The sequence below is a fragment of the Geodermatophilus normandii genome (assembly GCF_003182485.1).
Classification (GTDB): domain Bacteria; phylum Actinomycetota; class Actinomycetes; order Mycobacteriales; family Geodermatophilaceae; genus Geodermatophilus; species Geodermatophilus normandii.
This window is the reverse complement of sequence record NZ_QGTX01000001.1, coordinates 1,529,867-1,554,383: the sequence shown is the minus strand read 5'-3', so window position 1 is coordinate 1,554,383 and position 24,517 is coordinate 1,529,867. Positions and strand designations below refer to the sequence as shown.

The window sequence follows — 24,517 nt, the reverse complement described above, 5'->3', positions numbered from 1 at the left end:
CCGAGGGGAGGTGCGATGGCCGAGCGTCCTGCGCTGCCGGGCCGTCGTGCCCGCCTGCGCCGCTGGAGCGGGCGGACCCTCGTCCTCGCCGGGATCGGTGCCGGGGTCTGGCTGGCCGGCGCCTCCGCCGCCTGGGCCGACGAGCCGCCGCCCGGCGGCCTGCTGGGGGCGGTTCCCGAACCCGTGGGCCAGGTCGTGGAGGCGGTCGTCCAGCCCGTCGTCCCGCCGGTGGTGGCGCCCGTGTCCCAGGCGGCCGTACCCGTGCTGACGCCGGTGGCCGAGGCCGTCGCGCCGGTCGCGGCACCGCTGCGCGACGTCGTCGCGCCGCTCGTCCCCCCGGTGACCCAGGTGCTGCGACCGGTCACGGACACCCTGACCCCGGTCACGGACACGCTGACCCCGGTCACCGACGTCCTCGCCCCCGTCACCGACGCCCTGTCACCGGTGAGCGACGCGCTCACGCCGGTCACCGGTGTGCCCGGCGCCGTCACCGACGTCCTCCCGCCGGTCACCGGCGTCCCGGCGCCGGTCGTCGACGCCGCTGACACCGCTGGCGCCGTCACCCCGGCCGCGGCCGCCCTCCCCGACGCCGCAGCTCCGTCCGACCCGGTCGCGGTCACCGCCGACCCGGCCGCCGCGCAGGACGGCGACGCGACGGTCCGGTCCGCGCGCGGCACGGGCACCGCCCGGGCCGCCGCCACGCCGGTCGCCCCCGCGCCCGTGGTCCCCGTCGCGCCCGCCGCGCCGGCCCTCCCGGTGGTGCCCGCCGCCCCGGCGTCCGCGGGCGCCGCCGCCGGGAGTGCCGGATCCGACCGCGACCAGCCCTCCTCCGACCTCGGCGCGGCCGTTCCCGTCGCGCCGCCGGCGGCCGCGCAGGCCGCCTCCGCCGAGGCCCGGGACGCCGCCGCCGGCGACCCGGTCGACCCCGCCAGCTCCCCCGACTGAGGAACGCGCTCCCGGCTCACGGGCCGGTCGCAGCGCACGCCCGCCGTCCCGCCCGGGACCGCGGTCCTCACCCCAGTCAGGAGCACCCCATGCACACCTGGGCCACCCGCGCCCTGCGCGTGGCACTGATGACCGGCGGCCTCGTGGCCCTCGGTACCGGTGCCGCCGCCGCATCCGACGACCTCGACGTGACGGTGCCGGTCACCGTCACCGACAACGCGCTCGGTGTCCTCGACACCGGCACCGCCCCCGGCGGGCTGGAGCTGCCCGCCGTCTCGCAGGACCTCGCCCTGGACCTGGGCCCGGTCGACGTCTCCGTGCCCGTGACCATCGGGGGCAACGGCGCCTCGGTGGCCGGCGGCACCGCGACCCAGGAGCCGGCCGCGCCCGCGCCCGGCAGCACCGCGCCGGCCGACGTCGTGGTGCCGGTGACCGTCGCCGGCAACGCGGTCGGTGTCCTCGGCGACGCCGAGGCCCGCGGCACCGCCCCCGCTCCCCCCGAGGGCGCGGTGACCGTGCCGGTCACCGTGTGCGGCAACGGCGCCGGCGCCCTCGGCGACGCCCTGGGCGGCTGCACCGCGGCCGCTCCCCCCGCGTCCACCCCGGCCGACCCCGGTCCCCTCGGCGACCTGCTCGACGTCGACGTCCCGGTCACCGTCTGCGGCAACGGCGTCGGCCTCCTCGGCGACGCCGCCGGGGACTGCGCGCCCGGGACGACCGGCGGCGGCTCCGGCTCGGGGGAGGGCGACGGCTCGAGCGACGGCATCGACGTCGACCTGCCGGTCACCGTGTGCGGCAACGGCGTCGGCCTCCTCGGCGACGCCCTCGGCGGGTGCACCCCCGAGCGCACCGGTGGCACCGACGGTCCCGGTTCCGGCGGGGACGACTCCGGCGGCGGCATCGACGTCGACGTGCCCGTGACCGTCTGCGGCCTGGGTCTCGGCCTGCTCGGCGACGCCGCCGGCGACTGCACGCCGCCGACCGACCCCACCGACCCGACCCACCCGACCGACCCGGTCCACCCGACCGACCCCACGCACCCGGATCTCCCCGGCGCGCCGCAGGGCGGCTCGGACGGTCCGGGCGCCGGCACCGCCGGCCACGGCTCCGGCCACGGCTCCGGCCACGGCTCCGGCCACGGCATGGTCCGGCCGGCGTCCGCCGACGCGCACCGGCCGGCCGGCCCCTGGACGGCGTCCGGCCGGTCCGGGGACACCGGCGAACTGGCCTACACCGGCACCGGGACGCTGACCGCCCTCGCGGCGGCCCTGCTGGCCCTCGCGCTGGGGACCGGCCTGACCCTCGCCGGCCGGCGCCGCCGGACGGACACGGTCTGACCCGCACGGTCCGGCCCGCACCGCGGACCCGGCCGGCAGCCTCGCCGGCCGGGTCCGCGGACGGGCGCGCCCTCCCGCTCCCTGCGACGATTCCCGTCGTGACGGAGCCCGATCCCAGGACCGAACGCAACGTGCTGGGCGGGACGCTCGAGGCGTGCGGCACCGAGCCGCTGACCGGCTTCTACCGGGACGGCGCGTGCCGCACCGGCCCGGACGACCTCGGCAGCCACACGGTCTGCACCGTCGTCTCCCGCGAGTTCCTGGCGCTGCAGCGCGAGCTCGGCAACGACCTCACGACGCCGCGCCCGGAGTACGGCTTCCCGGGGCTCGCGCCGGGGGACCGCTGGTGCGTCGTCGCCGACCGGTGGCTGCAGGCCTACCGCGCCGGCGCCGCCGCCGGCGTGGTCCTGGCGGCCACGAACGAGCGGTCGCTGGAGGTCGTGCCGCTGTCCGCGCTGCGTCAGTACGCCGTCGACGTGCCCGACGACGTCAGCGGACTGGAATGAGGCGGACGGCCCGCGCGCTGCTGCGGTCCACCGGCCCCACCCGCGAGGAGTCCCCGTGAGCGACCTGCTCGACCTGCCCGTCTCCACCCTGCAGGGCGAGGACACCACGCTCGGCGCGCTGACCGGCCGTCGTCCGGCCCTGGTGGTCAACGTCGCCAGCCGGTGCGGCCTGACCCCGCAGTACGCCCGCCTCGAGGAGCTGCAGGAGGAGTACGGCCCGCGCGGGTTCACCGTCGTCGGCGTCCCGTGCAACCAGTTCGCCGGGCAGGAGCCGGGCACCGCCGAGGAGATCGCCGGCTTCTGCTCGGCCACCTACGGCGTCACGTTCCCGATGACCGCCAAGGTCGACGTCAACGGCGACGGCGCGCACCCGGTGTACCAGCGGCTCACCGAGGCGCCCGACGCCGCCGGCGAGGCCGGCCCGGTGCAGTGGAACTTCGAGAAGTTCCTGGTCGACGGCGACGGCGCGGTGGTCGCGCGGTTCCGGCCGATGACCGACCCGGGCGCGCCGGAGGTCCGGACGGCGATCGAGGCGCTGCTCCCCCGCTGACCCCGCCGCCGGGGTCGTGCGGTCCTCCGCGTGCTCCTGCGGTGCTCCGACACCGCGATCCCGGGGCGACACCGCACGAGCCGGTGCGGCCCCGTGCACTGCCGGATCGCGCCGACCGGAGCAGCATCGTGGGCATGGCCGACCTGCACTTCTACTTCGACCCGGTGTGCCCGTTCGCGTGGCTGACCAGCCGGTGGGTCCGCACCGTCGCGGCCCGGCGCGCGTACGACGTCGACTGGCGGTTCATCTCGCTGCGCCTGCTCAACGCGCACGTCGACTACGACGCCCAGTTCCCGCCGGAGTACGAGGCCGGCCACACCGCCGGGCTCCGGCTGCTGCGGGTGGCCGCCCGCACCCGGGAGGAGCACGGCCGCGCGGCGGTCGGCACGCTCTACCAGCGCCTCGGCCAGCGCATCCACGACACCGAGCCCGACCGCCCGGGCACGGCCGCCGAGCGCGGCACCCGCGCCTACCTCGAGCCGGTGCTCGAGCGCGCCGGCCTGCCGGCCGACCTCACCGCCGCCCTCGACGACGACCGCTGGGACGCCGTCGTCCGGGCCGAGACCGACGAGGCCCTGGCGCTCACCGGGAAGGACGTCGGGACGCCGATCCTGCACTTCGAGCCGCCGGAGGGCGTGGCCTTCTTCGGCCCGGTCATCAGCCGGGTGCCGCCCGAGGACCGCGCGGCCGAGCTGTGGGACCACGTGGTGGGACTCGCCCGCTTCCCCGGGTTCGCGGAGCTCAAGCGGAGCCTGCGCGAGCGGCCGCAGCTCGTCTCCGCCGGCGTGGCGCCCGACGAGGTCGGGGTACAGGAGGACTGGCACGGCGGGAGCCGCCGCACGAAGCGGTGATCCGGGCGGGTGAGGCGGCCGGCTCCGGGTACTAAGGTGAGCCTTGCCTGATCTCGACCGTCCGGAGCTGCCCGGTGCCCGTCCCCAGCGTTGCCCGCGCTCCCGCGGCGACCCCCGGGACCCCGGCGCGCCCCGAGCGGAGCACCCGCACGCGCCGCCGCGTGCTCGGCCTGGTCGCCCTGCTCGTCCTCGTCCTCGCCGCGTGCGCGGCCAGCGTCGCCATCGGTACCCGCCCGCTGGGCCCGGGCACCGTGTGGACGGCGCTCACCGACCGCTCGCTGCGCACCGAGGAGGCGGTGATCGTCTGGGACCTGCGGGTCCCGCGGACGGCGCTCGGCCTGATGGTGGGCGCGGCGCTGGGCGTCGCCGGCGCCCTCATGCAGGGGCACACCCGCAACCCGCTCGGCGACCCCGGCCTGCTCGGTGTCACCGCCGGCGCCTCCTTCGCCGTGGTCCTGGCCATCGCGCTGCTGGGCGTGAGCACGCCCTCGGGGTACGTGTGGTTCGCCTTCGCGGGGGCGCTGGGGGGAACGGTCGCCGTCTACGTCCTCGGCGCGGCCGGCCGCGGCGGCGCCACGCCGGTCACGCTCGCCCTGGCCGGCTCCACGCTGTCCGCGCTGCTGTACGCGCTGGTCCGCGCCGTCCTGGTCAGCGACTCCGACTCCCTCGACGCCTTCCGGTTCTGGGTGGTCGGCGCGCTGGCCGGCCGCGGCGCCGACGTCGCCTGGCAGGTGCTGCCGTTCGTCGTCGCCGGCCTGGTGCTCGCCCTGGTCAACGCGCCGGCCCTGGACCTGCTGGGGATGGGCGACGACGTCGCCCGCGGGCTGGGGCAGCGCGTGTGGCTGGCCCGCTCGGTGGGGCTCGTGGCGATCACGCTGCTCGCCGGCGCCGCGACGGCGGCCTGCGGGCCGATCGCCTTCCTCGGGCTGGTGGTCCCGCACGCCGTCCGCGCGTTCACCGGACCGGCGCACCGGTGGCTGGTCCCCTGCTCCGCCCTGGCCGGGGCCGTGCTGCTGCTCACCGCCGACGTCGTCGGCCGGGTGATCGCGCGCCCCGGCGAGGTGCAGGTCGGCATCGTGCTCGCCCTGCTCGGCGGGCCGTTCTTCATCGCCCTCGTGCGCCGCAGGAAGACCGCGACGCTGTGAGGACCACCCCGTGACCGCCACCGCCGACACGATCCGCGAGACGGTCCCGCCCGAGCCCGGCGGCCGCCCGGCCGGCCGCGCGGCCACCCTGCGGATCGGCCCCGTGTCGGCACGGTTCCGCTGGCGGTCGGTCGCCGTGCCCCTGGTCGCGCTGCTCGTCGTCGTGCTCCTCGGGGCGGTGGCCCTGGGACGGGGCGACTACCCGATCGGGGTTCCCGACGTGCTGCGCACGCTGGTCGGGGCGGGCGAGCGGAGCCAGCGGTTCATCGTGCTGGAGCTGCGGGCGCCGCGGGTCGTCGTCGGCGTGCTGGTCGGGCTCGCGCTCGGGGTGGCCGGGGCGCTGTTCCAGACGTTCGCGCGCAACCCGCTGGCCTCCCCCGACATCCTCGGGATCACCTCGGGCGCCTCGGTCGGCGCCGTCCTCGCGATCGTGGCGAGCGGCACCTCGTCGGCCGGCGCGGTCCTCGGCGGTCTGGGGGTCCCGCTCGCGGCCCTCGCCGGGGCGCTGGGGGCCGGCCTGCTGCTGTTCCTCCTGGCGTTCCGGTCCGGCGTCGACGGCTACCGGCTGGTCCTGGTCGGCATCGCGGTGTCCTCGATCGCCCTGGCGGTCGTCGACTGGCTGCTCACCCGGGCGGCCATCCACGACGCCTCGGCCGCCTACGTGTGGATCGTCGGCTCGCTCAACGCGCGCACCTGGGACCAGGCCGTGCCGCTGGCCCTCGCGCTGGCGGTCCTGGTGCCGCTGGCGCTCGCGGCGGGCCGGGTGCTCGGCGTGCTCCAGTTCGGCGACGACACCGCGCGCGGGCTCGGCGTGCGGCTGTCCGCGGCCCAGGCCGCCGTCGTGCTCGTCGCGGTCGTGCTGGTCGCGGCGGCGGTCTCGGCCGCCGGCCCGATCACGTTCGTCGCGCTGGTCGTCCCCCAGATCGCCGTCCGCCTGGCCGGCGGCTCGCGTCCGCCGCTGCTGGCCTCCGGCCTGATCGGCGCGGCGCTGGTCGTGCTCGCCGACCTGCTCACCCGCACGGTCTTGCCGCAGGCCCTGCCCGTCGGCATCCTCACCGCCACGGTCGGCGCCCCCTACCTGCTCTGGCTGCTCGTCCGCGGGAGGCGGACCCTCGCATGACGACCTCCACCCCCGCCGCGCCCCCGCTGTCCGCACCGACGCCCGACGGGCGGGTGCGCCTGGCCGCCGAGGGGCTGCGCCTGGCCTACGACGACCGCGTCGTCGTCGACGGGCTCGACCTCACGCTCACCGACGGCTCGTTCACCGCGATCGTCGGGCCCAACGGCTGCGGCAAGTCCACCCTGCTGCGCGCGCTGGGCCGCCTGCTGCGCCCCGCGGCCGGCCAGGTGCTGCTCGACGGCCGCGCGATCCAGAGGACGCCGACCCGCGACGTCGCCCGCGTGCTCGGCCTGCTGCCGCAGACGCCGGTCGCGCCGGCGGGCCTGACCGTCGCCGACCTCGTGGCCCGCGGGCGGCACCCGCACCAGAGCTGGCTGCGCCAGTGGTCGGCCGAGGACGAGGCGGTCGTCGCCGAGGCGCTGGCCTGGACCGACATGGGCGACCTCGCCGACCGGCCGGTGGACGAGCTCTCGGGCGGCCAGCGGCAGCGGGCCTGGATCTCCATGGCCCTCGCGCAGGGCACCGACCTGATCCTGCTCGACGAGCCGACGACCTACCTGGACCTGTCGCACCAGATCGACGTCCTGGAGCTCGTGGCCCGGCTGCACGCCGAGCGGGGGCGGACCGTCGTCGTCGTGCTGCACGACCTCAACCTGGCCGCGCGCTACGCCCACCGGCTGGTGGCCATGCGCGACGGCGTCCTGGTGGCCTCGGGGACACCGCACGAGGTGCTCACCGAGCAGTTGCTGGCCGACGTCTTCGACCTCGAGGCCCGCGTGGTGCCCGACCCGGTCGCGGGGACGCCGATGGTGGTCCCCGTCCGCCGCCTGCCCCGGTGAGGGCCCCCTGCCCCCACCGCTCGGACGCTCGCGGCGGGCCCCGGCAGGGGGCCGTCAGGACTCGGCGCGGCCCTCGCGCCAGTAGCCCATGAAGGCCACCGCACGCCGGTCGACGCCGAGGTCGGCGACCAGGTGCCGGCGCAGCCGCTTGACCACCGCGGCCTCGCCGGCCAGCCAGGCGTAGCAGCCGGCGCCCGCCGCGGGGTCCGCGGGGACCTCCCACAGCGGCTCGGTCTCCAGGTCGACGTCCTCGGGCGCGGGCGCCGGGGTGGCGGCGATGCCGAGGTCGACCAGGGCGGCGTGCACCGCGGGCACGAGCAGCTCGCCACGGGGGCGGTGGCCGCGGGCCAGCCAGCGCACCTCCACGCCCTCGGGCAGCCGCAGGTCCTGCAGGTCGGCGGCCTGCGGCACCTCGAGGACCGCGACGGCGCGCTGCCCGGGCGCCAGCGACTCGAGGATCGCGCCGACGGCCGGCACCGCGGTCTCGTCGCCGGCGAGCAGCAGGCACGAGGCCGTCGCCGGCGGCGCCCACTCCACGCCCCAGGCGCGGCCGCGGCCGGGCCGGTCGGGGCCCATGAGCACCATCGGGTCGCCGGGGCGGGCGGCGGCCGCCCACGTGGCGGCGGGGCCGGCGTGCCCGTCGGAGACCCCGTGCAGGACGACGTCGAGGTCGACCTCGGCCCGCTCGGGCCGGGCGGCGCGCACGGTGTAGGTGCGCAGGACGGGGCGCCGCTCCTCGGCCAGGGCGCAGTAGGCCGGGTACCACTCGGCGCCGACGGCCTGGAGCTCGGCCAGCGCGGTGGGGTCCGGGGTGAGGACGAGCTTGACCCGCTGGTCGTGACCGGCGACGCCGAAGCCGCCCAGGCGGGGGCCGGTGAGCGTGATCCGCACCATCGAGGGCCCGAGCGGCGCCACCCGCGCGACGACGGTCTCGAAGAAGAGCCACCGCGGCAGCTCGGCCACCGCCGCTGCCGGGGCCTCGGTCGTCGTCGTCACTGCCGGTCTCCGCTCCGCTCGGGACAGCCCTCGCGGACCGCCGGTAAGGCAAGGCTAACCTGCCTCCGCTCGCAGCGGGAACCCCCTGCCGGACCCGGGAGACCACCTGCCGCTGCTGCCGGCCGCGCAGGCCGGGCAGGTGTGCCCGTGGGGCACGTCGGCGTGGACCACGCCGCCCAGGCCCGCTCCGTGGAGCGCCTGGCCGGCCGGCTGACGACGCCCGGCAGGTCGCCTCAGCCCAGCGGCGCCGGCGTCTCGGGAACCGGCGCCGGCGCCGGCGCCGGCCGGGCCGCGGCGGTGCGCGCGGTCTGGGCCAGCCCGATCCCGCCGAGCACCACGAGCCCCCCGGCCACCTGCCAGCCGCTGAGCACCTGCTCGAGCCACAGCCACGCGACGACGGAGGCGAACACCGGCTCCACGGTGGCGACCAGCCCGGCGGTCGTGGGCGGCAGGTGGCGCAGGGCGGCGATGGACAGCCAGAACGGCACGATCGCCCCCAGCACCACGATCCAGAGCACGAGCAGCCAGAGCGGCAGGTGCGCCGCGCCCAGGGAGACCGGCACCCGCTCCCCGAGCACGCCGGCGTCGAACGAGGCCGTGAACGGGGCGACGACGGCCCAGAACAGCGCCGCGGCGACGAACGTCCAGGTGGTGAGCGCGACCGGGTCGCGGGTGGCCGTGCCGCGCTCGCCCATCAGGTAGTAGGTGGCCAGGCAGACCGCGGCGGCGAGGCCCGCGCCGACGCCGAGCAGGTCCAGCGAGCCGCCGCCCTGCCACACCTGGGCGACCAGGACGAGCCCCGACAGCGACAGCGCCAGCGCCAGCCAGATGCGGGGCCGGACGGGTTCCTTGCGCACCAACCGGACCCACAGCGCGATGCCGACCGGCGCGGTCATCTCGAAGACCAGGGCGATGCCGACGGGGAGCCGGCCGATGGCGACGTAGTAGAGGAACTGCGTCAGCGCCACGCCGACCACACCGAACACGGCCAGGAACGGCACCTCGCGCCAGGTCAGCCGCAGCCGCGCGGGCGAGACGACGGTCAGCGCCGCCAGCAGCCCGGCCGCCGCCCCGCCGCAGCGCATCGCGGTGAGCCAGGTCGGCGGGACGCCGGCCTGCAGCGCGAGTGTCGAGACGGTGCCGTTGACGGCGAACAGGCCCGCCGCCGCGACGGTGGTCAGGTAGCCGACGGCGGGGCGGCGGGGATGCGGCACCCGGCCGAGCGTAGTGGGCGTAGCGCGCTACGCCACCTACCGGCGGGTCACTGGACGTTCGCGGCGTCCATCCACACGACCTCCCAGACGTGGCCGTCGGGGTCGGTGAAGCTCGCGCCGTACAGGAAGCCGTGGTCCTGCGGCGGCATCCACGCGGACCCGCCGGCGCCGAGCGCCTTCGCCACCATCGCGTCGACCTCCTCGCGGCTGTCGCAGGACAGCGCGTACAGCGCCGCCGTCGCCTGCCGCGGGTCGCCGATCGCCGTCCCCTCGGGGACGAAGCCGGCCATCTTCTCCCGGCTCATCAGCTGCAGGTGGATGGCGTCGCTGACGGCCACCGAGGCCGAGGAGTCGTCGGAGAACCGCTCGTCCACCGAGAAGCCGAGGGTCGTGTAGAAGGCGCGGCTGGCCGCCACGTCGGTCACCGGCAGGTTGAGGAACAGCGTGCGCACGGTCGCGCTCCCGTCGTCGGGGCCCTCCGTCGGGGCCGCTCGGGAGGGGAGACGGCGCGCCCGGGCAGGACTCATCGGCGTGACCCCCAGGGAGCGCGGGCACCCTCGACGGCGTGAGCGAACCCCGGCCCCCGTGGTCCCGACGGCGCCGCCGCCTGCTCCTGGGCCTGGCCGCCGGAGGCGTCGTCGGCGGGGTCGGGGCCCTGGTGCTGCCCGCCGAGCTCGGCGTCACGGCGGCCTACCTCGGGGCGCTGTGCGCGTTCCTGCTGGTGGCGGCGGCGGTCGTCTTCGTCGCGATCCCGGGCCCCGACACGGCGGGCACCCTGCTGCGCTCGACCGCCGTGGCCGGCGCGGTCCTCGTCGTGGGCGTCCTGGTCGCCCTGTCGGCGGAGGGACAGCCGCTGTGGTGGCTGACCGCGGCCGCAGGCGCGGTGTGGCTGACGTCGGCGCTGTGGCTGGCCCGGCGGGGCTGACCCCCGGGAGGGGCCGGATCCGGGCCGGGCGAGACTGCGGGGCGTGGACCTGCCCTCCGCCTGCTTCGTCCCGGACGGCGACGGCTACGTCGCGACCGCGCTGACCATCGGCCCCTGGGACCCGGGCCTCCAGCACGCCGGGCCGCCGGCCGCGCTGCTGGCCCGCGAGGTCGAGCGGGCCGGCGGGATCGCCGGCGGACAGACCGTGCGGCTGGCCTACGACGTCCTGGGGCCGGTGCCGGTCGGTCCGGTGCAGGTGGCGGCACGGGTGCTGCGCCCGGGCCGGCGCATCGAGCTGGTCGAGGCCACGCTCACCGCGGGCGGGCGCACGGCGATGCGGGTCACCGCCTGGCGGATGCGCACCCGGGACGCGTCCGACACCGCGACGCCGCCGCAGCCGGCCGCCGTCGGCCCGGAGGACGGGCGCCCCGCGGTGTTCGACGTCTTCCGCCAGGAGGTCGCCTACCACCGCGCGCTGGAGTGGCGCGAGGCGTCGGGCACGCTAACCGGCACCGGGCCGGCGGCGGCGTGGACCCGGCCGCTGTGCGCGCTGGTCGAGGGCGAGCCCATGACGCCGCTGCAGCACCTGCTGGTCATGACCGACGCGGCCAGCGGCATCTCCGCCGAGCTGTCGTGGGACCGGGCGACCTTCGCCAACGTCGACCTCGTCGTCGCGCTGTTCCGGCAGCCGGCCGGCGAGTGGCTGGGCATGGACGCGACCACGACGCTCGGGCCCACCGGCGTGGGGCAGTGCGCCGCCGACCTCCACGACGCCACCGGGCGGATCGGCCGCTCGGTGGCCTCGCTGTTCGTCGAGCCGCGGTGACCCGCGCCCCGAGCGGCAGGAATGGCCGTTTCTGCCGCTCCGGACCAGGGTGGACGGCGGGGACGAGGACACCGGGAGGACCGCAGCCGCCATGGCGCCACTGACCGCCCTGCTCGACTGGCTCGCCGGCCGCGGCCTGGAGATCGTGCTGATCGTCCTCGGCTCGGTGCTGCTCGCGCGGTTCATCAGCTGGGCCGGCGACCGCATCACCAGCCGCATCGACGCGCGCTCCACCGGCGGTGACGTGCTGGTGCGCTCGGAGGCCGCCAAGCACCGGCACTCGCTGACCCAGGTGCTCCGGTGGGCGCTGATCGTGCTGGTCTACGCGGTGGCGGTGTTCTACGTGCTCGACCGCCTCGGCGTCCCGGTCACCGGCCTGGTCGCGCCGGCCACCGTGCTCGGTGTCGGGCTCGGCTTCGGCGCGCAGCGCATCGTCGGCGACGTGCTGGCCGGGTTCTTCCTCATCACCGAGCGGCAGTACGGCTTCGGCGACGTCGTCTCGATCGCCGTGGTCGGCGGCGGGGACCCGGCGGAGGGGACCGTCGAGGACGTGACCTTGCGGATCACCCGGCTGCGCTCCGCCGACGGTGAGGTGGTCACCGTGCCGAACGGGCAGATCGTCAAGGTCGTCAACCTCTCGCGCGACTGGGCGCGCGCCGTCGTCGACGTGCCGGTGCCGACGTCGGCCGACGTCACCCGCGTGAACGGGATCCTCCGCGAGGTGGGCCGGCAGGCCTTCGCCGACGACGACCTGCGCCGCCTGCTGCTCGACGAGCCCAGCGTGATGGGCGTCGAGAGCATCGACCTCGACCAGGTGAACGTCCGCGTCGTGGCCCGGACGCTGCCCGGCCGGCAGTTCGAGGTCGGCCGCGACCTGCGCGCGCGCATCGTGCTCGCCTTCGCCCGCGCCGGCCTCAACCTCACCCCCGGTCCAGAGCCCGCCCCGGCGCCCGCACCGGCGCCCACCCGGCAGGGGGCGCAGCAGTGACCGTCCCGGGCGCCCCGCGCACCGAGCCCCCGGGCGGTGACCCCGCCGCCCGCGGGCGCTTCGGCCTGTCCACCCTCTTCCGGCGCACTCCCGGGCACGTCGGCCGGGCGCGGACGTCCACGCTGGTCCTGGCGGTGCTCTTCGTCGGCCTCGGCGTGCTCTACCTCTACGTGCGCCCGCCCGACCCGGCCGTCGACCCGGCCGGCGGGACCACGCAGGTGAGCACGCCCGCCCCCGCGCCGGCGACGACCGAGCCGCCGACGACCACCGAGCCGGTGCCGACGACGGCGGAGACGACTCCGGAGGAGACGACGCCGGCGCAGACGTCCGAGCCGACGACGACGCTGCCGACCACCACGACCGCACCGACGCCCCCGACCGGCTCGCGGACGACCGAGCCCGCGCAGACCGAGCCCGGCGAGACCACGCCGGGGGAGTCCACGCCGGGGGACACCGGGCCGACGACCGACGAGGCGCCGTCGACGAGCGACGTCCCCGCGCCGACGGGCGGCACCCCTCCGGGCTGACCGCGCGTGGACAGCCGATGTGAACCACGGTTAACGTCCGGGGCGGGATCCCCACACAGGAGGCACACATGGTGGTGGCCGCGCCGCAGCCGACGCGCGCCCGGCACGAGGACCTGGTCGCCGAGCTGCAGGAGCGGCTCCGGCAGCGGGCGCTCGGCGGGTCCGAGGCCTCGCGGGCCCGGCACGTCGAGCGGGGCAAGCTCCTCCCCCGCGACCGCGTCGCCCACCTGCTCGACCCCGGCAGCCCCTTCCTCGAGCTCTCGCCGCTGGCCGCCGAGGACATGTACGACGGCGACTCCCCCGGCGCCGGGATCATCACCGGGATCGGCCGCGTCGCCGGGCGCCCGTGCGTGCTCGTCGTCAACGACGCCACGGTCAAGGGCGGCACCTACTACCCGGTGACGGTGAAGAAGCACCTGCGCGCGCAGGAGGTGGCGCTGCAGAACCGGCTGCCGTGCGTCTACCTGGTCGACTCCGGCGGGGCGTTCCTGCCGATGCAGGACGAGGTCTTCCCCGACCGCGAGCACTTCGGGCGGATCTTCTTCAACCAGGCCACGATGAGCGCCCGCGGGATCCCGCAGGTCGCCGCCGTCCTCGGGTCCTGCACCGCCGGCGGCGCGTACGTGCCGGCCATGGCCGACGAGTCGGTGATCGTCCGCGAGCAGGGCACGATCTTCCTGGGCGGCCCGCCGCTGGTGAAGGCCGCGACCGGCGAGGTGGTCACCGCCGAGGACCTCGGCGGCGGCGACCTGCACAGCCGCGTCTCCGGCGTCACCGACCACCTCGCCGACGACGACGAGCACGCGCTGCAGATCGTGCGCCGCATCGTCGCGACGCTGGCCCCGCCCGCGCCGCCGGCCTGGGAGGTCGCCCCGCCGCGCGACGCCGTCCGCCCGCAGACCGACCTCTACGACCTCGTGCCGGTCGACCCGCGCACGCCCTACGACGTCCGCGACGTGATCACCACGCTCGTCGACGGCGGCGAGCACCAGGAGTTCAAGGCGCTCTACGGTCCGACGCTGGTGACCACGTTCGCCCGGCTGCACGGGCACCCGGTGGGCATCGTGGCCAACAACGGCGTGCTGTTCGGCGAGTCCGCGCTCAAGGGCGCCCACTTCGTCCAGCTCTGCGACCAGCGGCGGATCCCGCTGCTGTTCCTGCAGAACATCACCGGCTTCATGGTCGGGCGCGACTACGAGGCCGGCGGCATCGCCAAGCACGGCGCCAAGATGGTCACCGCCGTCGCCTGCGCCCGCGTGCCCAAGCTGACCGTCGTCATCGGCGGCTCCTACGGCGCCGGCAACTACTCGATGTGCGGCCGGGCCTACTCCCCCCGGTTCCTCTGGATGTGGCCCAACGCGCGGATCTCGGTGATGGGCGGCGAGCAGGCCGCCTCGGTGCTGGCCACCGTCCGCCGCGACGGCCTCGCCGCCCGTGGCACCGACTGGCCCGCGGAGGAGGAGGAGGCGTTCAAGGCGCCGGTCCGCGAGCAGTACGAGGCCCAGGGCAACCCCTACTACTCGACGGCGCGACTCTGGGACGACGGCGTCCTCGACCCCGCCGACACCCGCACCGTCCTCGGCCTGGCGCTGTCCGCGTGCGCGCAGGCCCCCCTCGACGACGTCGCCTACGGCGTCTTCCGGATGTGAGCCCGATGCCGAGGACGACGCACCTGCACGCACCGCTGGCCACTGGGGAACGGAACGAGTGCGGAGTCGAGCGATGAGCATCTTCGACACCGTCCTCGTCGCCAACCGGGGCGAGATCGCCGTCCGGGTGATCCGCACCCTGCGCCGCCTCGGCATCCGGTCGGTCGCCGTGTACAGCGACGCCGACGCCGGCGCGCCGCACGTCCGCGCCGCCGACGTCGCCTACCGGCTCGGGCCGGCCGCGGCCGCGGAGAGCTACCTGTCGGTGGAGCGCGTGGTCGAGGCGTGCCGGGCCACCGGCGCGCAGGCCGTGCACCCCGGCTACGGCTTCCTCTCGGAGAACCCGGCGCTGGCCGCCGCGCTGGCCGACGCCGGCGTCGTCTTCGTCGGCCCGCCGGCCGAGGCGATCCGGGTCATGGGCGACAAGATCACCGCGAAGAAGACGGTCGTCGCCTCGGGCGTGCCCGTCGTCCCGGGCATCGCCGAGCCCGGCCTGACCGACGACGACCTGGTCGCCGCCGCTCCCGGCATCGGCTTCCCCGTGCTGGTCAAGCCCTCGGCCGGCGGCGGCGGCAAGGGCATGCACGTGGTGGAGGACGCCACCGACCTGCCCGCGGTCCTCGCCGGCGCCCGCCGGGAGGCCCGCGCCGCGTTCGGCGACGACACGCTGTTCCTCGAGCGGTTCGTGCAGCGGCCGCGGCACGTCGAGGTGCAGGTGCTCGCCGACACGCACGGCGCCGTCGTCCACCTCGGCGAGCGCGAGTGCAGCCTGCAGCGGCGGCACCAGAAGGTGGTCGAGGAGGCGCCGTCCCCGCTGCTGGACGCCGTCACCCGCGCGCGGATCGGCGCCGCGGCCTGCGCCACCGCCCGCAGCGTCGGCTACACCGGCGCCGGCACCGTGGAGTTCATCGTGTCGGCCGACCGGCCCGACGAGTTCTTCTTCATGGAGATGAACACCCGGCTGCAGGTCGAGCACCCGGTCACCGAGGTCGTGACCGGCCTGGACCTGGTCGAGCAGCAGCTCCGGGTGGCGGCCGGGGAGCCCCTCGCCTTCGCGCAGGACGACGTCGCCCTGACCGGCTGGGCGGTCGAGGCGCGCGTCTACGCCGAGGACCCCGGCCGCGGCTTCCTGCCCACCGGCGGGCGGGTGCTGGCGCTGACCGAGCCCGCCGGCGCCCGGGTGGACAGCGGCATCGCGGCGGGCACCCTCGTCGGCTCGGACTACGACCCGATGCTGGCCAAGGTGGTGGCCGCGGGCCCCGACCGCGCCACCGCGCTGGCCGCGCTGGACCGCGCGCTGGCCGGGACCGCGGTGCTCGGCGTGACCACGAACGTCGGCTTCGTCCGCGCCCTGCTCGCCGAGCCCGAGGTGCGGGCAGGGCAGCTGGACACCGCGCTGCTCGACCGCTTCGCCGCCGGCTGGGCGCCACCGCCGGTGCCCGACAGCGCGCTGCTGGCCGCCGCCGCGTCCGTGTGGCTGGCCGCGTGGTCCGCCGCCGACCCGGCCGACCCGTGGAGCGCGCCCACCGGCTTCCGCGCCGGGTCCGGGCCCGCACCGTTCGTCGTCCGGCTGGAGGGCGGCGGGCAGCCGCGGACGGTCACGCTGACCGGCACCCCCGCGGCCGCGCACGCCACCCTCGACGGCGCCGACGCCGGCCCGCTGACCTGCGCGGCCGAGGACGGCGGCGTCGTGCTCGTGCGCGCCGGCGTCCGCTCCCGCTGCCCGGTGGCCGACGACGGCGAGACGCTGTTCGTGCACGCCGAGGGCGCGGACTGGCCGCTGCGGCGGGCCCGCCGGGTGGTGCTGCGCCCCGACGCGGCCGGCGCGCACGCCCCCGAGCTGACCAGCCCGATGCCCGGCACCGTGATCGCGGTCCCGGCGACCGCGGGGCAGGCGGTGAGCGCGGGCGACCCGGTCGTCGTCGTCGAGGCGATGAAGATGGAGCACACGCTGCGCGCCCCGGTCGACGGCGTCGTCGAGCTGCTGGTCACCGCGGGCGCCCAGGTGGCGCTCGACCAGGTGCTCGCCCGGCTCACCCCCGCCTGAGCACGGCGGACGAGGGCGAGCCGGTGGACGGCGCGGAGCTGCTCGAGCTGGCGATGCGGACCGCCGCCGGGCTCCCGGCGGTGACGCACGAGCACCCGTTCGGGCCGGAGTACGAGGTGTTCAAGGTCGTCGGCAAGGTGTTCCTGCTCGTGACCGAGGCGCCCGGCGAGGCGGTCGTGACGCTGAAGTGCGAGCCCGAGCACGGCACGGCGCTGCAGCAGCGGTACGCCGAGGTCGTCCCCGGCCGCTACCTGGACAAGCGGCACTGGTCGAGCATCCGTGCCGGGGGCGCGGTGACGCGGGAGCTCGTCGACGAGCTGGTGCGCAACTCCTACGAGCTGGTGGTGGCGGGCCTGCCCCGGGCCCGGCGCCCGACCGGTGCGCGGCCGTCCTCCGGCGGCCCGGGGGAGGGCTGAGCCCGGCCGGGAGAGCCCCTCCGGCGTACCCGCCCCCCGCCCGACCTCGGGGGACCGCTCCGCTAGGGTCTGCGCAGGCTCACGAGAGGCAGCGTCAAGTACCTGGCTGGCTGCCCGGCAACCTCTCTCCGTCCGAGGTGCTCCCAGGGGAAGAGCCGGCCGCGTGGCGCCCGCCGCACGGCAAGACGGAGCCCTCCGTGCGCCGCGGGGTCTCCGCGAGCGAGAGGAGACGGCGCCGTGACCGACCCGCAGAGCTGGAGCTTCGAGACCCGGCAGATCCACGCCGGGACCAGCCCCGACCCGACCACCGGGGCCCGTGCCCTGCCGATCTACGCCACCACCAGCTACCAGTTCCGCGACACCCAGCACGCCGCCGACCTGTTCGCGCTGGCCGAGCTGGGCAACATCTACACGCGGATCATGAACCCGACGCAGGACGCGCTCGAGCAGCGCGTGGCCTCGCTCGAGGGCGGCGTCGCGGCGCTGGCCGTGGCCAGCGGCCAGGCCGCCGAGACCCTGGCGATCCTCAACGTCGCCGAGGCCGGCAGCCACGTCGTCGCCTCGGCCTCCCTGTACGGCGGCACCTACAACCTGCTGCACCACTCGCTGCCCAAGCTCGGCGTCGAGGTCTCCTTCGTCGAGGACCCCGACGACCCGGAGAACTGGCAGTCGCTGGTCCGTGAGAACACCAAGGCCTTCTACGCCGAGTCGATCGGCAACCCCAAGGGCGACGTCCTCGACATCTCGGCGGTGTCGGAGGTCGCGCACCGCAACGGCGTCCCGCTGATCGTCGACAACACCATCGCCACGCCCTACCTCGTGCGCCCGCTGGAGCACGGCGCCGACGTCGTCGTCCACTCGGCCACGAAGTACCTCGGCGGCCACGGCACCGCGATCGCCGGCCTGATCGTCGACGGCGGCAACTTCGACTGGACCGGCGGGAGGTTCCCCGGCTTCACCACGCCGGACCCGACCTACCACGGCGTCGTCTACGCCGACCTCGGAGCGCCGGCGTTCGCGCTCAAGGCCCGCGTGCAGCTGCTGCGCGACCTCGGGCCGGCGATCAGCCCGTTCAACGCGTGGCTGATCGTGCAGGGCATCGAGACGCTGTCGCTGCGCATGGAGCGGCACGTGGCCAACGCCCAGCGGGTGGCGGAGTTCCTCGAGGCGCACGACGAGGTGGAGTCGGTGCACTACGCCGGCCTGCCGTCCTCGCCGTGGCACGCCGCCCAGCAGCGCTACGCCCCGCGCGGTGCCGGGGCCGTCCTCGCCTTCGAGATCCGCGGCGGCGTCGAGGCCGGCAAGCGCTTCGTCGAGGCCCTGGAGCTGCACAGCCACGTGGCCAACATCGGCGACGTGCGCAGCCTGGTCATCCACCCGGCGTCGACGACGCACTCGCAGCTGACCCCCGAGGAGCAGCGGACGACCGGGGTCACCCCCGGCCTGGTGCGCCTGGCCGCCGGGCTCGAGGGGATCGAGGACATCCTCGCCGACCTCGAGGCCGGCTTCCGCGCCGCCAAGGGCGCCTGACGTGGGCGGGGTGGGGGGCGCGCCGTCCTCCGCCCCGCCGCGCACCGGCGGGTGGCGCGACGGTGACCCCGCCGGGGACCGGCTCCTCCTCGACCTGGACGGACCGGTCCGGCTCGAGCGCGGCGGGGTGCTGCCCGGCGTCCGGGTGGCCTACGAGACCTGGGGCACGCTCGCCCCGGACGGCGGCAACGCGGTGCTGGTCGAGCACGCGCTGACCGGCGACAGCCACGTCACCGGTCCCGCGGGCCCCGGGCACCCGACGCCGGGCTGGTGGGCGTCGCTGGTCGGCCCGGGCGCGGCGCTGGACACCGACCGGTTCTTCGTCGTGTGCGCCAACGTGCTCGGCGGCTGCCAGGGGACGACCGGCCCGTCGTCGACCGCGCCGGACGGCCGGCCGTGGGGGACGCGCTTCCCCGAGGTGACCGTGGCCGACCAGGTGCTGGTCGAGGCGGCGCTGGCCGACACCCTCGGCGTGCGCCGCTGGGCCGCCGTCGTGGGCGGGTCGATGGGCGGCATGCGGGCGCTGGAGTGGGCGGTGGCGCTGCCCGACCGGGTGGCCGGGCTGTTCTTCCTGGCCTCGGGCGCGGCGGCCACGGCCGACCAGATCGGCACGCAGACCACCCAGCAGGCCGCGATCCGCGCCGACCCGGTGGCCGGGCTCGGCATCGCCCGGCGGATCGCGCACCTGACCTACCGCAGCGCCCTGGAGCTGGAGGAGCGCTTCGGCTCGACCGTGCAGGACGACGGCCGGTTCGCCGTCGCCTCCTACCTCGACCACCACGCCGACAAGCTCGCCCGCCGCTTCGACGCCGGCAGCTACGTGCTGCTCACCGAGGCGATGAACACCTGGGACGTCGGCCGCGGCCGCGGCGGGATCGAGGCGGCGCTGGCGCGGGTGACGGCGCGGGCGGTGGTGGCCGGCGTCGACTCCGACCGGCTGTACCCGCTGGCGCTGCAGCAGCGGGTGGCCGACGCGCTCGGCGTGCCGCTGCGGGTGGTGTCCTCGCCGTACGGGCACGACGGCTTCCTCATCGAGGCCGACGCCGTCGGCGCCCTCCTCCGCGAGCTGCTCGACACGTGAGTTCCCCCGCCGAGATCGCCGATCTCGCACGGTTGCGGGGGTCCGGGCGTGCGAGATCACGGGATCTCGACAGACTGGCCCCCGTGAGCGACCCCGACCTCGACGCCCTGCGGCAGGCCTGCGACCGCGCGCTGACCGGCCACGGCCCCCAGCGGGCCGCCGACCTGCTGGCCACCATCCCGCCGGACACCGAGCTCGACCGCTACGGCGCGGGCGGCGTCGTCGCCGAGCTGGAGGCGGAGGTCGCGCGGGTCCTGGACAAGCCAGCCGCCGTCTACCTGCCCAGCGGCACCATGGCCCAGCAGGCGGTGCTGCGCGTGCACGCCGGCCGCAGCCGCCGGCGGACCGTGGTCGGGCACCCCGAGTGCCACCTGTTCCGGCACGAGGGCAGCGCGCTGGCGCGGCTGCAGGGCCTGGTCGAGCGCCCGGTGGGCGACCGGCACCGGATGCTGCTGCGCGCCGACCTCGACGACGTGGCCGAGACGCCGGCGGCGCTGGTGGTGGAGCTCCCGCAGCGCGACCTCGGCGGGCCGCTGCCGCCCTTCGACGACGTCGTGGAGCAGACCGCGTGGGCGCACGACCACGGCACCGTCGCGCACCTCGACGGCGCCCGGCTGTGGGAGGCCGCGGCCGGGTACGAGCTCCCGCCGTCCGACGTCGCGGCGCCCTTCGACACCGTCTACGTCAGCTTCTACAAGGGCATCGGGGCGCTGGCCGGGTGCGCCGTGGCCGGGCCGGCCGACGTCGTCGCCGAGGTCCGGGAGTGGCGCGGGCGCATGGGCGGCACCCTGTTCGGCCTGTGGCCCGGCGCGGCCTCGGCGCTGACCTGCCTGCGCCGCCGGCTGCCCCTGTTCCCCGCCTACCTCGAGCGCGCGCGGGAGATCGCCGACACCCTGCGCGACCTGCCCGGGGTGCGCGTCGTCCCCGATCCGCCGGCGACGCCGATGCTGCACCTGCTGCTGTCGACGACGCCGGACGCCTTCCGCGCCGCCGCCCGCGCCCTCGCCGAGGAGGGCCTGTGGACCTGGGCGCAGGCCGGGATCACCGGCGACCCCACCGTGGTCCGCGTGGAGCTGCCGGTGGGCGACGCGACGCTGGCGCTGTCCCTGGAGGAGGCCCGCACCGCCGTCGCCCGCCTCGCCGGCGCGGTGTGACGGCCTCGCCCCGGGGTCCCGCCGCGACCCTGCGAGTGGCGGAGGCGGCCGGGTCTTCCTCAGTCGGCGGCGTCTCCGGGGACGTGGCCGGCCGAGGGCAGCGGGCGGCGCACCACCGGCCGGACCTTCCGCGCCTGGTCCAGCCGCTCGGTGTAGCTCGCCGCGTTGAGCCGGATGTGGGTGAGGTCGTCCTCGGTGGCCTGCCGGAGCACCCGCGCCGGGACGCCGGCCACGAGTGATCCCGGCGGCACGACCGTGCCCTGCGTGACGACAGCGCCCGCGGCCACGATCGAGCCCGACCCGATGTGGGCGCCGTTCATCACCACGCTGCCCATGCCGACCAGGACGTCGTCGTCGACGCGGGCGCCGTGCAGCACGACGCGGTGCCCCACGCTCACCCCGCGACCGACGACGAGAGGGAAGCCGGGATCGGAGTGCAGGGTGCAGCCGTCCTGGATGTTCGACTCGGGCCCGATCTCGATGACCTCGCCGTCGGCCCGGGCGACCGCGCCGTACCAGATGCTCGAGCGGGGCCCCATGGTCACCGCGCCCACCACCACGGCCGTCGGCGCGACGAAGGCGTCGTCGTGGATGGCCGGGGCACCGAAGGGCAGTTCCGCGATGTAGTTGTCAGCCACCTCCCCACCCCAGCACAGGTGACCCCCGCACGGCGCGCGGGACGCCGCGGGGTGTGTCTCAGGGGGTCCGGACGCTCCAGCGGGCGCGGAACTCCTCCGGGCCCACCGACCCGAGCTCGTCGCGCACCGACCGGAGCAGGTGCCCGGGCGCGGTGGGGTCCTCGCTCGGCACGCGCAGGACCTCCGCGCCGTCGTCGCGGCGGCGCACCACCACGTCGTGCACCGTCGGCCCGGGGACCAGGCCCTGCGCCAGCTCCGCGGCGAAGGCACCGGCGACCCGGACCCAGTGCAGCAGCCGCCCGCCCGGACGCGGCTCCAGGCCGGCCACGTAGACCTCGCTGGCCGACCGCTCCACCCGCTCTCCGGCGTCCACCCCGCCAGGGTGGCGCACCGGGCGGGGTCTGGTCACGCGCCCGGCCTGGACGCCCGGGCGGGAGCGCGGCCAGGATCCCCGGCGTGACGCTGCCTGCCGACCTCCCCGTCCTCGCCTTCGCCGACCAGGCCGCCTTCGAGGAGTGGCTCGAGGCCGAGCACGCCACCGCGCCCGGCTGCTACGTGAAGCTGGCCAAGAAGGGCGCCGGCGTGCCGTCGCTGACGCGGGACGAGATGGTCGAGTCGCTGCTGTGCTTCGGCTGGATCGACGGCCGCAGCAACTCCGTCGACGGGTCCTGGTGGCTCACCCGGGTGACCCCGCGGCGGCCGCGCAGCGTGTGGTCGGCCAAGAACGTCGGCATCGTCGAGGAGCTCACCGCCGCCGGCCGGATGCGCCCGGCGGGCCTCGCGCAGGTGGAGGCGGCGCGGGCCGACGGCCGCTGGGACCGCGCCTACGCGGGCCCCGCCACCATCACCGTGCCCGACGACCTCGCCGCCGCGCTGGCCGCCGATCCCGCGGCGCAGGCGGCCTTCGCGGGGCTCGACGGCACCAACCGCTACGCCGTCCTCTGGCGGGTGCACACGGCGGCGAACCCGGCCACCCGGGCCAGGCGGATCGCCGCGCTGGTCGGCATGCTGGCCGAGGGCCGCACGCCGCACTAGGCGACGCGGACGGCGCCCCGGTACCCGGCCTGGTCGACGCTGGTCACGGCCACCGGCTGGCCGAACGTGCGCGCGTGCACCATCTTGCCGTCGCCGATGTAGATGCCGACGTGGCTGACCGGCGAGTAGAAGTAGACGATGTCGCCCGGCATCAGGTCCGCGCGCGACACCGGCGTCCCCAGCTGCGACTGCGCCCTGCTCGAGTGCGGCAGCGCGATGCCGGCGGCGGCGTAGGCGTAGGAGGTCAGGCCCGAGCAGTCGAAGCCGTCCGGCCCCGAGGCGCCCCACACGTAGGGGTCGCCGAGCTGTCCGAGCGCCGTCTGCACGGCGATGGCGGCGGCCGGGCCGGGAGCCGCGGCGGCGGCGACCGCGGCCGAGGGGCCTCGAGGACGGGACCGGCCAGCGCAGTGGTGACCCGGGCCTGCTCGGCCGCCGTCAGCCGCTCGAAGTCGGCCTCGTACCGCTCGGCCTGCTCCTGCACCTGGACCTGCTGCTCGTGGAGGGCGCCGAGGGCGGCGTCGGCCTGCGCGGCCGCGGCGTCGGCGTCGGCGCGGGCCTGCTCGGCGCGCGCCTGCGCGGCGGAGACCTCGGTGAGGACGCCGTCGGTGTGGTCGGCGAGGAGGTCGAGCAGGGTCATCTGCGCGACCAGGTCGTCGGCGGACTCGCTGCCCAGGAAGGCGGCGACCCGGGACTGCGTGCTGCCGGTGTAGCCGTTCTGCGCGATGCCGCGGATGACCGGGGCGTACTGCGCCAGCAGGGCCTCGGCGGCGTCGGCGGCCGCGTCGGCGTCGGCGGCGGCCTGCTGCTGCGCGGCGACGGCGAGCTCGGCCTGGTGCACCTGCTCGTCGAGCGCGGTGAGCTGCTGGGCGGTCTGCTCGACCAGCTCCGCGGCCTCCGCGGCGGTCGCCGGCGGGTCCGCCGGCGCCGCACCGGCGGGAACGGGGGTCAGCAGGACGGCGGTGAGGCCGGCCGCCGCCACGACGGCACCCGACCAGCGGCGTCCCGACGTCCGGTTGCGCAGCACGATCGCCCTCCCCCTGCCGCCCGACGGCGACGTCCCTGGTCGTCCGTACGGACCGTAGGGAGGTCGTCACCGAAGGGTGAGGGCGGCGCGCGGACGTCCGTGACCCGTGGGGTCCCACGCGTCCCGTTCGTCCCGGCGACCCCACGCGTCCCGACGCGGGGCCGGTCCTGTCGGTGCCGGGGTCGGGTCAGTAGCGGCCGCGGCGGTCGGGGGCGAGGGGGACCAGCGCGTCGGCCACCGCGCCGGTGACGAAGGAGTAGAGCGCCTTGCCCGCGACGTCGACGACCTGGTCCTGGCGGGACCAGGTCCACGGCGGGGCGCCGACGCCGGTGGCGTTCTCGAGGGTCTGGTCGGTGGCCAGCCGCACGGAGGTGTGCCAGGCCGAGGCGCGCCAGCCGCGCAGGCCGCTGGCGCTCCAGATGCCGCGCAGCGCGCCGACGGTGGCACCGGTGCCCCAGTGCATGAGGTGGTTGCGCACGAACGGGCGCTCGGACCCCGGCGGCCGGCGCCGCGTGGCCAGCGCGGTCAGCGTGCGGGCCGGCACGTAGGAGTCCGGCCGGCCGGTCACCTGCTGCTCGACCTTCTCGGCCAGTGTCATCGCCGCGGTGCCGGCGAGTCCCGCCAGTGCACCGCGCATCGCCGCTCGTCCCAGCATGGAGCGCCCGTACCCCGCCTTCCGCCCGCGAAAGGCGGGGCGGGGACGCGGCCCGGGGCCGTCAGCCGGCGAGGGGCTCCTCGGCGTCGAGGCCCGACACCATCTCCAGGTCGCGCAGCACGGCGGACAGCTCGTCGGCGGTCCACGGCTCGCAGCAGTCGCAGCCGTCCTCGGAGAAGCAGCGCAGGCCCAGCGTGCCGCCGGCCTGGTCCTCGTCGATGGCGAGGTGACCGCCCATCGGCGAGCGGTGGCAGGAGCACGCGGAGGCGCACAGCCCGACGCCCCACCCCGAGACGACGACCGTCCGGCCGTCGTCCCAGATCTGGCCGACCTGGAAGACGGAGGGCTTCTGCGTGCGGGTCATGGCCGGCTCCCCTCGACGCCCCCGTCCGTGGGGGGCCTGCTGCGGTTGGCCGGAAAAGTAATCCGAAAACCGTGTCCGGGGGCAGATGCCGTGCGGTACCGGCCTCCGTTTCGACCCCGGAGCAACAGGCGCCCCACGCGGAACGCCGGGGGCGG

General features: G+C 76.9%; 28 protein-coding genes and 1 riboswitch. Of the genes, 19 read left to right on the top strand and 9 right to left on the bottom strand.

Annotation, left to right across the window (positions count from 1 at the left end; genetic code table 11):
• Positions 1 to 15 precede the first annotated feature (15 nt).
• The 8 genes from JD79_RS07655 to JD79_RS07620 all read left to right on the top strand — a co-directional run bounded on the left by JD79_RS07655 (position 16) and on the right by JD79_RS07620 (position 7,293).
• A complete protein-coding gene (locus tag JD79_RS07655) occupies positions 16 to 945 on the top strand; it encodes a hypothetical protein (protein WP_110005035.1) in 930 nt (309 codons plus the stop codon).
• Between the two features lie 89 nt (positions 946 to 1,034).
• Positions 1,035 to 2,282, top strand: a complete 1,248-nt coding sequence (locus tag JD79_RS07650) for a hypothetical protein (protein WP_110005034.1) — start codon at positions 1,035 to 1,037, stop codon at positions 2,280 to 2,282.
• Between the two features lie 98 nt (positions 2,283 to 2,380).
• A complete protein-coding gene (locus JD79_RS07645; protein WP_110005033.1) occupies positions 2,381 to 2,788 on the top strand; it encodes a DUF2237 family protein in 408 nt (135 codons plus the stop codon).
• Between the two features lie 55 nt (positions 2,789 to 2,843).
• Positions 2,844 to 3,338, top strand: coding sequence for a glutathione peroxidase (locus JD79_RS07640; protein WP_110005032.1), 495 nt, complete (start codon positions 2,844 to 2,846; stop codon positions 3,336 to 3,338).
• A 134-nt stretch (positions 3,339 to 3,472) separates the two neighbouring features.
• Entirely contained in the window at positions 3,473 to 4,189 is a 717-nt protein-coding gene (locus tag JD79_RS07635) for a mycothiol-dependent nitroreductase Rv2466c family protein (protein WP_110007531.1), read from the top strand.
• Positions 4,190 to 4,350: 161 nt separating this feature from the next.
• A complete protein-coding gene (locus JD79_RS07630) occupies positions 4,351 to 5,334 on the top strand; it encodes a FecCD family ABC transporter permease (protein WP_245899907.1) in 984 nt (327 codons plus the stop codon).
• Positions 5,335 to 5,344: 10 nt separating this feature from the next.
• Positions 5,345 to 6,454 carry a FecCD family ABC transporter permease gene (locus JD79_RS07625; RefSeq protein ID WP_110005030.1) on the top strand — a complete coding sequence of 370 codons (1,110 nt, stop codon included), beginning with the start codon at positions 5,345 to 5,347 and terminating at the stop codon, positions 6,452 to 6,454.
• Positions 6,451 to 7,293, top strand: a complete 843-nt coding sequence (locus JD79_RS07620; protein ID WP_110005029.1) for an ABC transporter ATP-binding protein — start codon at positions 6,451 to 6,453, stop codon at positions 7,291 to 7,293. The genes JD79_RS07625 and JD79_RS07620 overlap by 4 nt, the downstream gene beginning before the upstream one ends.
• Positions 7,294 to 7,347: 54 nt before the next feature.
• Here JD79_RS07620 and JD79_RS07615 read toward each other — a convergent pair whose 3' ends face one another.
• From JD79_RS07615 to JD79_RS07605, 3 genes are all read right to left on the bottom strand, one after another.
• Positions 7,348 to 8,289 (bottom strand): siderophore-interacting protein, encoded by a 942-nt coding sequence (locus JD79_RS07615; RefSeq protein ID WP_110005028.1) that lies wholly within the window; start codon positions 8,287 to 8,289, stop codon positions 7,348 to 7,350.
• A 233-nt stretch (positions 8,290 to 8,522) separates the two neighbouring features.
• Entirely contained in the window at positions 8,523 to 9,503 is a 981-nt protein-coding gene (locus tag JD79_RS07610; RefSeq protein ID WP_110005027.1) for an EamA family transporter, read from the bottom strand.
• 47 nt (positions 9,504 to 9,550) lie between these two features.
• Positions 9,551 to 9,955, bottom strand: a complete 405-nt coding sequence (locus JD79_RS07605) for a VOC family protein (RefSeq protein WP_211307902.1) — start codon at positions 9,953 to 9,955, stop codon at positions 9,551 to 9,553.
• A gap of 113 nt (positions 9,956 to 10,068) precedes the next feature.
• On the opposite strand from JD79_RS07605, the gene JD79_RS07600 reads away from it, so the two are divergent.
• The 10 genes from JD79_RS07600 to JD79_RS07555 all read left to right on the top strand — a co-directional run bounded on the left by JD79_RS07600 (position 10,069) and on the right by JD79_RS07555 (position 20,646).
• Positions 10,069 to 10,428, top strand: a complete 360-nt coding sequence (locus tag JD79_RS07600) for a hypothetical protein (protein WP_110005025.1) — start codon at positions 10,069 to 10,071, stop codon at positions 10,426 to 10,428.
• A 43-nt stretch (positions 10,429 to 10,471) separates the two neighbouring features.
• Positions 10,472 to 11,254 carry a thioesterase family protein gene (locus JD79_RS07595; RefSeq protein ID WP_110005024.1) on the top strand — a complete coding sequence of 261 codons (783 nt, stop codon included), beginning with the start codon at positions 10,472 to 10,474 and terminating at the stop codon, positions 11,252 to 11,254.
• A 91-nt stretch (positions 11,255 to 11,345) separates the two neighbouring features.
• Entirely contained in the window at positions 11,346 to 12,242 is an 897-nt protein-coding gene (locus JD79_RS07590; RefSeq protein ID WP_110007530.1) for a mechanosensitive ion channel family protein, read from the top strand.
• Complete coding sequence (locus tag JD79_RS07585; protein WP_110005023.1) at positions 12,239 to 12,769, top strand: Rv3103c transmembrane domain-containing protein; 531 nt, start codon at positions 12,239 to 12,241, stop codon at positions 12,767 to 12,769. The genes JD79_RS07590 and JD79_RS07585 overlap by 4 nt, the downstream gene beginning before the upstream one ends.
• Positions 12,770 to 12,837: 68 nt before the next feature.
• Positions 12,838 to 14,418 (top strand): carboxyl transferase domain-containing protein, encoded by a 1,581-nt coding sequence (locus tag JD79_RS07580; protein ID WP_110005022.1) that lies wholly within the window; start codon positions 12,838 to 12,840, stop codon positions 14,416 to 14,418.
• Positions 14,419 to 14,491: 73 nt separating this feature from the next.
• Entirely contained in the window at positions 14,492 to 16,465 is a 1,974-nt protein-coding gene (locus JD79_RS07575; RefSeq protein WP_211307901.1) for an acetyl/propionyl/methylcrotonyl-CoA carboxylase subunit alpha, read from the top strand.
• 23 nt (positions 16,466 to 16,488) lie between these two features.
• Positions 16,489 to 16,881 carry an MmcQ/YjbR family DNA-binding protein gene (locus tag JD79_RS07570; RefSeq protein WP_211307900.1) on the top strand — a complete coding sequence of 131 codons (393 nt, stop codon included), beginning with the start codon at positions 16,489 to 16,491 and terminating at the stop codon, positions 16,879 to 16,881.
• Positions 16,882 to 16,958: 77 nt separating this feature from the next.
• A riboswitch (SAM riboswitch) is annotated at positions 16,959 to 17,074 on the top strand.
• A 44-nt stretch (positions 17,075 to 17,118) separates the two neighbouring features.
• Complete coding sequence (locus JD79_RS07565; protein WP_110005021.1) at positions 17,119 to 18,411, top strand: bifunctional o-acetylhomoserine/o-acetylserine sulfhydrylase; 1,293 nt, start codon at positions 17,119 to 17,121, stop codon at positions 18,409 to 18,411.
• 1 nt (position 18,412) lies between these two features.
• Positions 18,413 to 19,492 carry a homoserine O-acetyltransferase MetX gene (gene metX, locus JD79_RS07560; RefSeq protein ID WP_245899905.1) on the top strand — a complete coding sequence of 360 codons (1,080 nt, stop codon included), beginning with the start codon at positions 18,413 to 18,415 and terminating at the stop codon, positions 19,490 to 19,492.
• 83 nt (positions 19,493 to 19,575) lie between these two features.
• Positions 19,576 to 20,646 carry a threonine aldolase family protein gene (locus tag JD79_RS07555; protein ID WP_110005020.1) on the top strand — a complete coding sequence of 357 codons (1,071 nt, stop codon included), beginning with the start codon at positions 19,576 to 19,578 and terminating at the stop codon, positions 20,644 to 20,646.
• Positions 20,647 to 20,705: 59 nt separating this feature from the next.
• On the opposite strand, the gene JD79_RS07550 is transcribed toward JD79_RS07555, so the two are convergent.
• On the bottom strand, positions 20,706 to 21,284 hold the full coding sequence (locus tag JD79_RS07550; protein ID WP_211307899.1) for a gamma carbonic anhydrase family protein: 579 nt from the start codon (positions 21,282 to 21,284) through the stop codon (positions 20,706 to 20,708).
• A gap of 58 nt (positions 21,285 to 21,342) precedes the next feature.
• On the bottom strand, positions 21,343 to 21,657 hold the full coding sequence (locus JD79_RS07545) for a hypothetical protein (protein ID WP_146220405.1): 315 nt from the start codon (positions 21,655 to 21,657) through the stop codon (positions 21,343 to 21,345).
• Between the two features lie 83 nt (positions 21,658 to 21,740).
• On the opposite strand from JD79_RS07545, the gene JD79_RS07540 reads away from it, so the two are divergent.
• Entirely contained in the window at positions 21,741 to 22,319 is a 579-nt protein-coding gene (locus tag JD79_RS07540; RefSeq protein ID WP_110005018.1) for a YdeI/OmpD-associated family protein, read from the top strand.
• Here the strand turns inward: JD79_RS07540 and JD79_RS23600 are convergent.
• From JD79_RS23600 to JD79_RS07525, 4 genes are all read right to left on the bottom strand, one after another.
• Positions 22,316 to 22,609 (bottom strand): C40 family peptidase, encoded by a 294-nt coding sequence (locus JD79_RS23600; RefSeq protein ID WP_245899903.1) that lies wholly within the window; start codon positions 22,607 to 22,609, stop codon positions 22,316 to 22,318. The genes JD79_RS07540 and JD79_RS23600 overlap by 4 nt on opposite strands.
• Positions 22,564 to 23,343: a hypothetical protein gene (locus JD79_RS07535; RefSeq protein WP_245899901.1), complete on the bottom strand. Its 780-nt coding sequence runs from the start codon at positions 23,341 to 23,343 to the stop codon at positions 22,564 to 22,566. Before JD79_RS07535 ends, JD79_RS23600 begins: the two co-directional genes overlap by 46 nt.
• A 187-nt stretch (positions 23,344 to 23,530) precedes the next feature.
• Positions 23,531 to 23,980 (bottom strand): hypothetical protein, encoded by a 450-nt coding sequence (locus JD79_RS07530; RefSeq protein WP_245899899.1) that lies wholly within the window; start codon positions 23,978 to 23,980, stop codon positions 23,531 to 23,533.
• A 79-nt stretch (positions 23,981 to 24,059) separates the two neighbouring features.
• Entirely contained in the window at positions 24,060 to 24,362 is a 303-nt protein-coding gene (locus JD79_RS07525) for a hypothetical protein (RefSeq protein ID WP_110005016.1), read from the bottom strand.
• Between the last annotated feature and the right edge of the window lie 155 nt (positions 24,363 to 24,517).

Coding starts and splice junctions, on each gene's coding strand:
- JD79_RS07525 (WP_110005016.1), bottom strand. CDS start 24,362: ATGACCCGCACGCAGAAGCCCTCCGTCTTCCAGGTCGGCCAGATCTGG.
- JD79_RS07655 (WP_110005035.1), top strand. CDS start 16: ATGGCCGAGCGTCCTGCGCTGCCGGGCCGTCGTGCCCGCCTGCGCCGC.
- JD79_RS07590 (WP_110007530.1), top strand. CDS start 11,346: ATGGCGCCACTGACCGCCCTGCTCGACTGGCTCGCCGGCCGCGGCCTG.
- JD79_RS07580 (WP_110005022.1), top strand. CDS start 12,838: ATGGTGGTGGCCGCGCCGCAGCCGACGCGCGCCCGGCACGAGGACCTG.
- JD79_RS07650 (WP_110005034.1), top strand. CDS start 1,035: ATGCACACCTGGGCCACCCGCGCCCTGCGCGTGGCACTGATGACCGGC.
- JD79_RS07620 (WP_110005029.1), top strand. CDS start 6,451: ATGACGACCTCCACCCCCGCCGCGCCCCCGCTGTCCGCACCGACGCCC.
- JD79_RS07635 (WP_110007531.1), top strand. CDS start 3,473: ATGGCCGACCTGCACTTCTACTTCGACCCGGTGTGCCCGTTCGCGTGG.
- JD79_RS07530 (WP_245899899.1), bottom strand. CDS start 23,980: ATGCGCGGTGCACTGGCGGGACTCGCCGGCACCGCGGCGATGACACTG.
- JD79_RS07575 (WP_211307901.1), top strand. CDS start 14,492: ATGAGCATCTTCGACACCGTCCTCGTCGCCAACCGGGGCGAGATCGCC.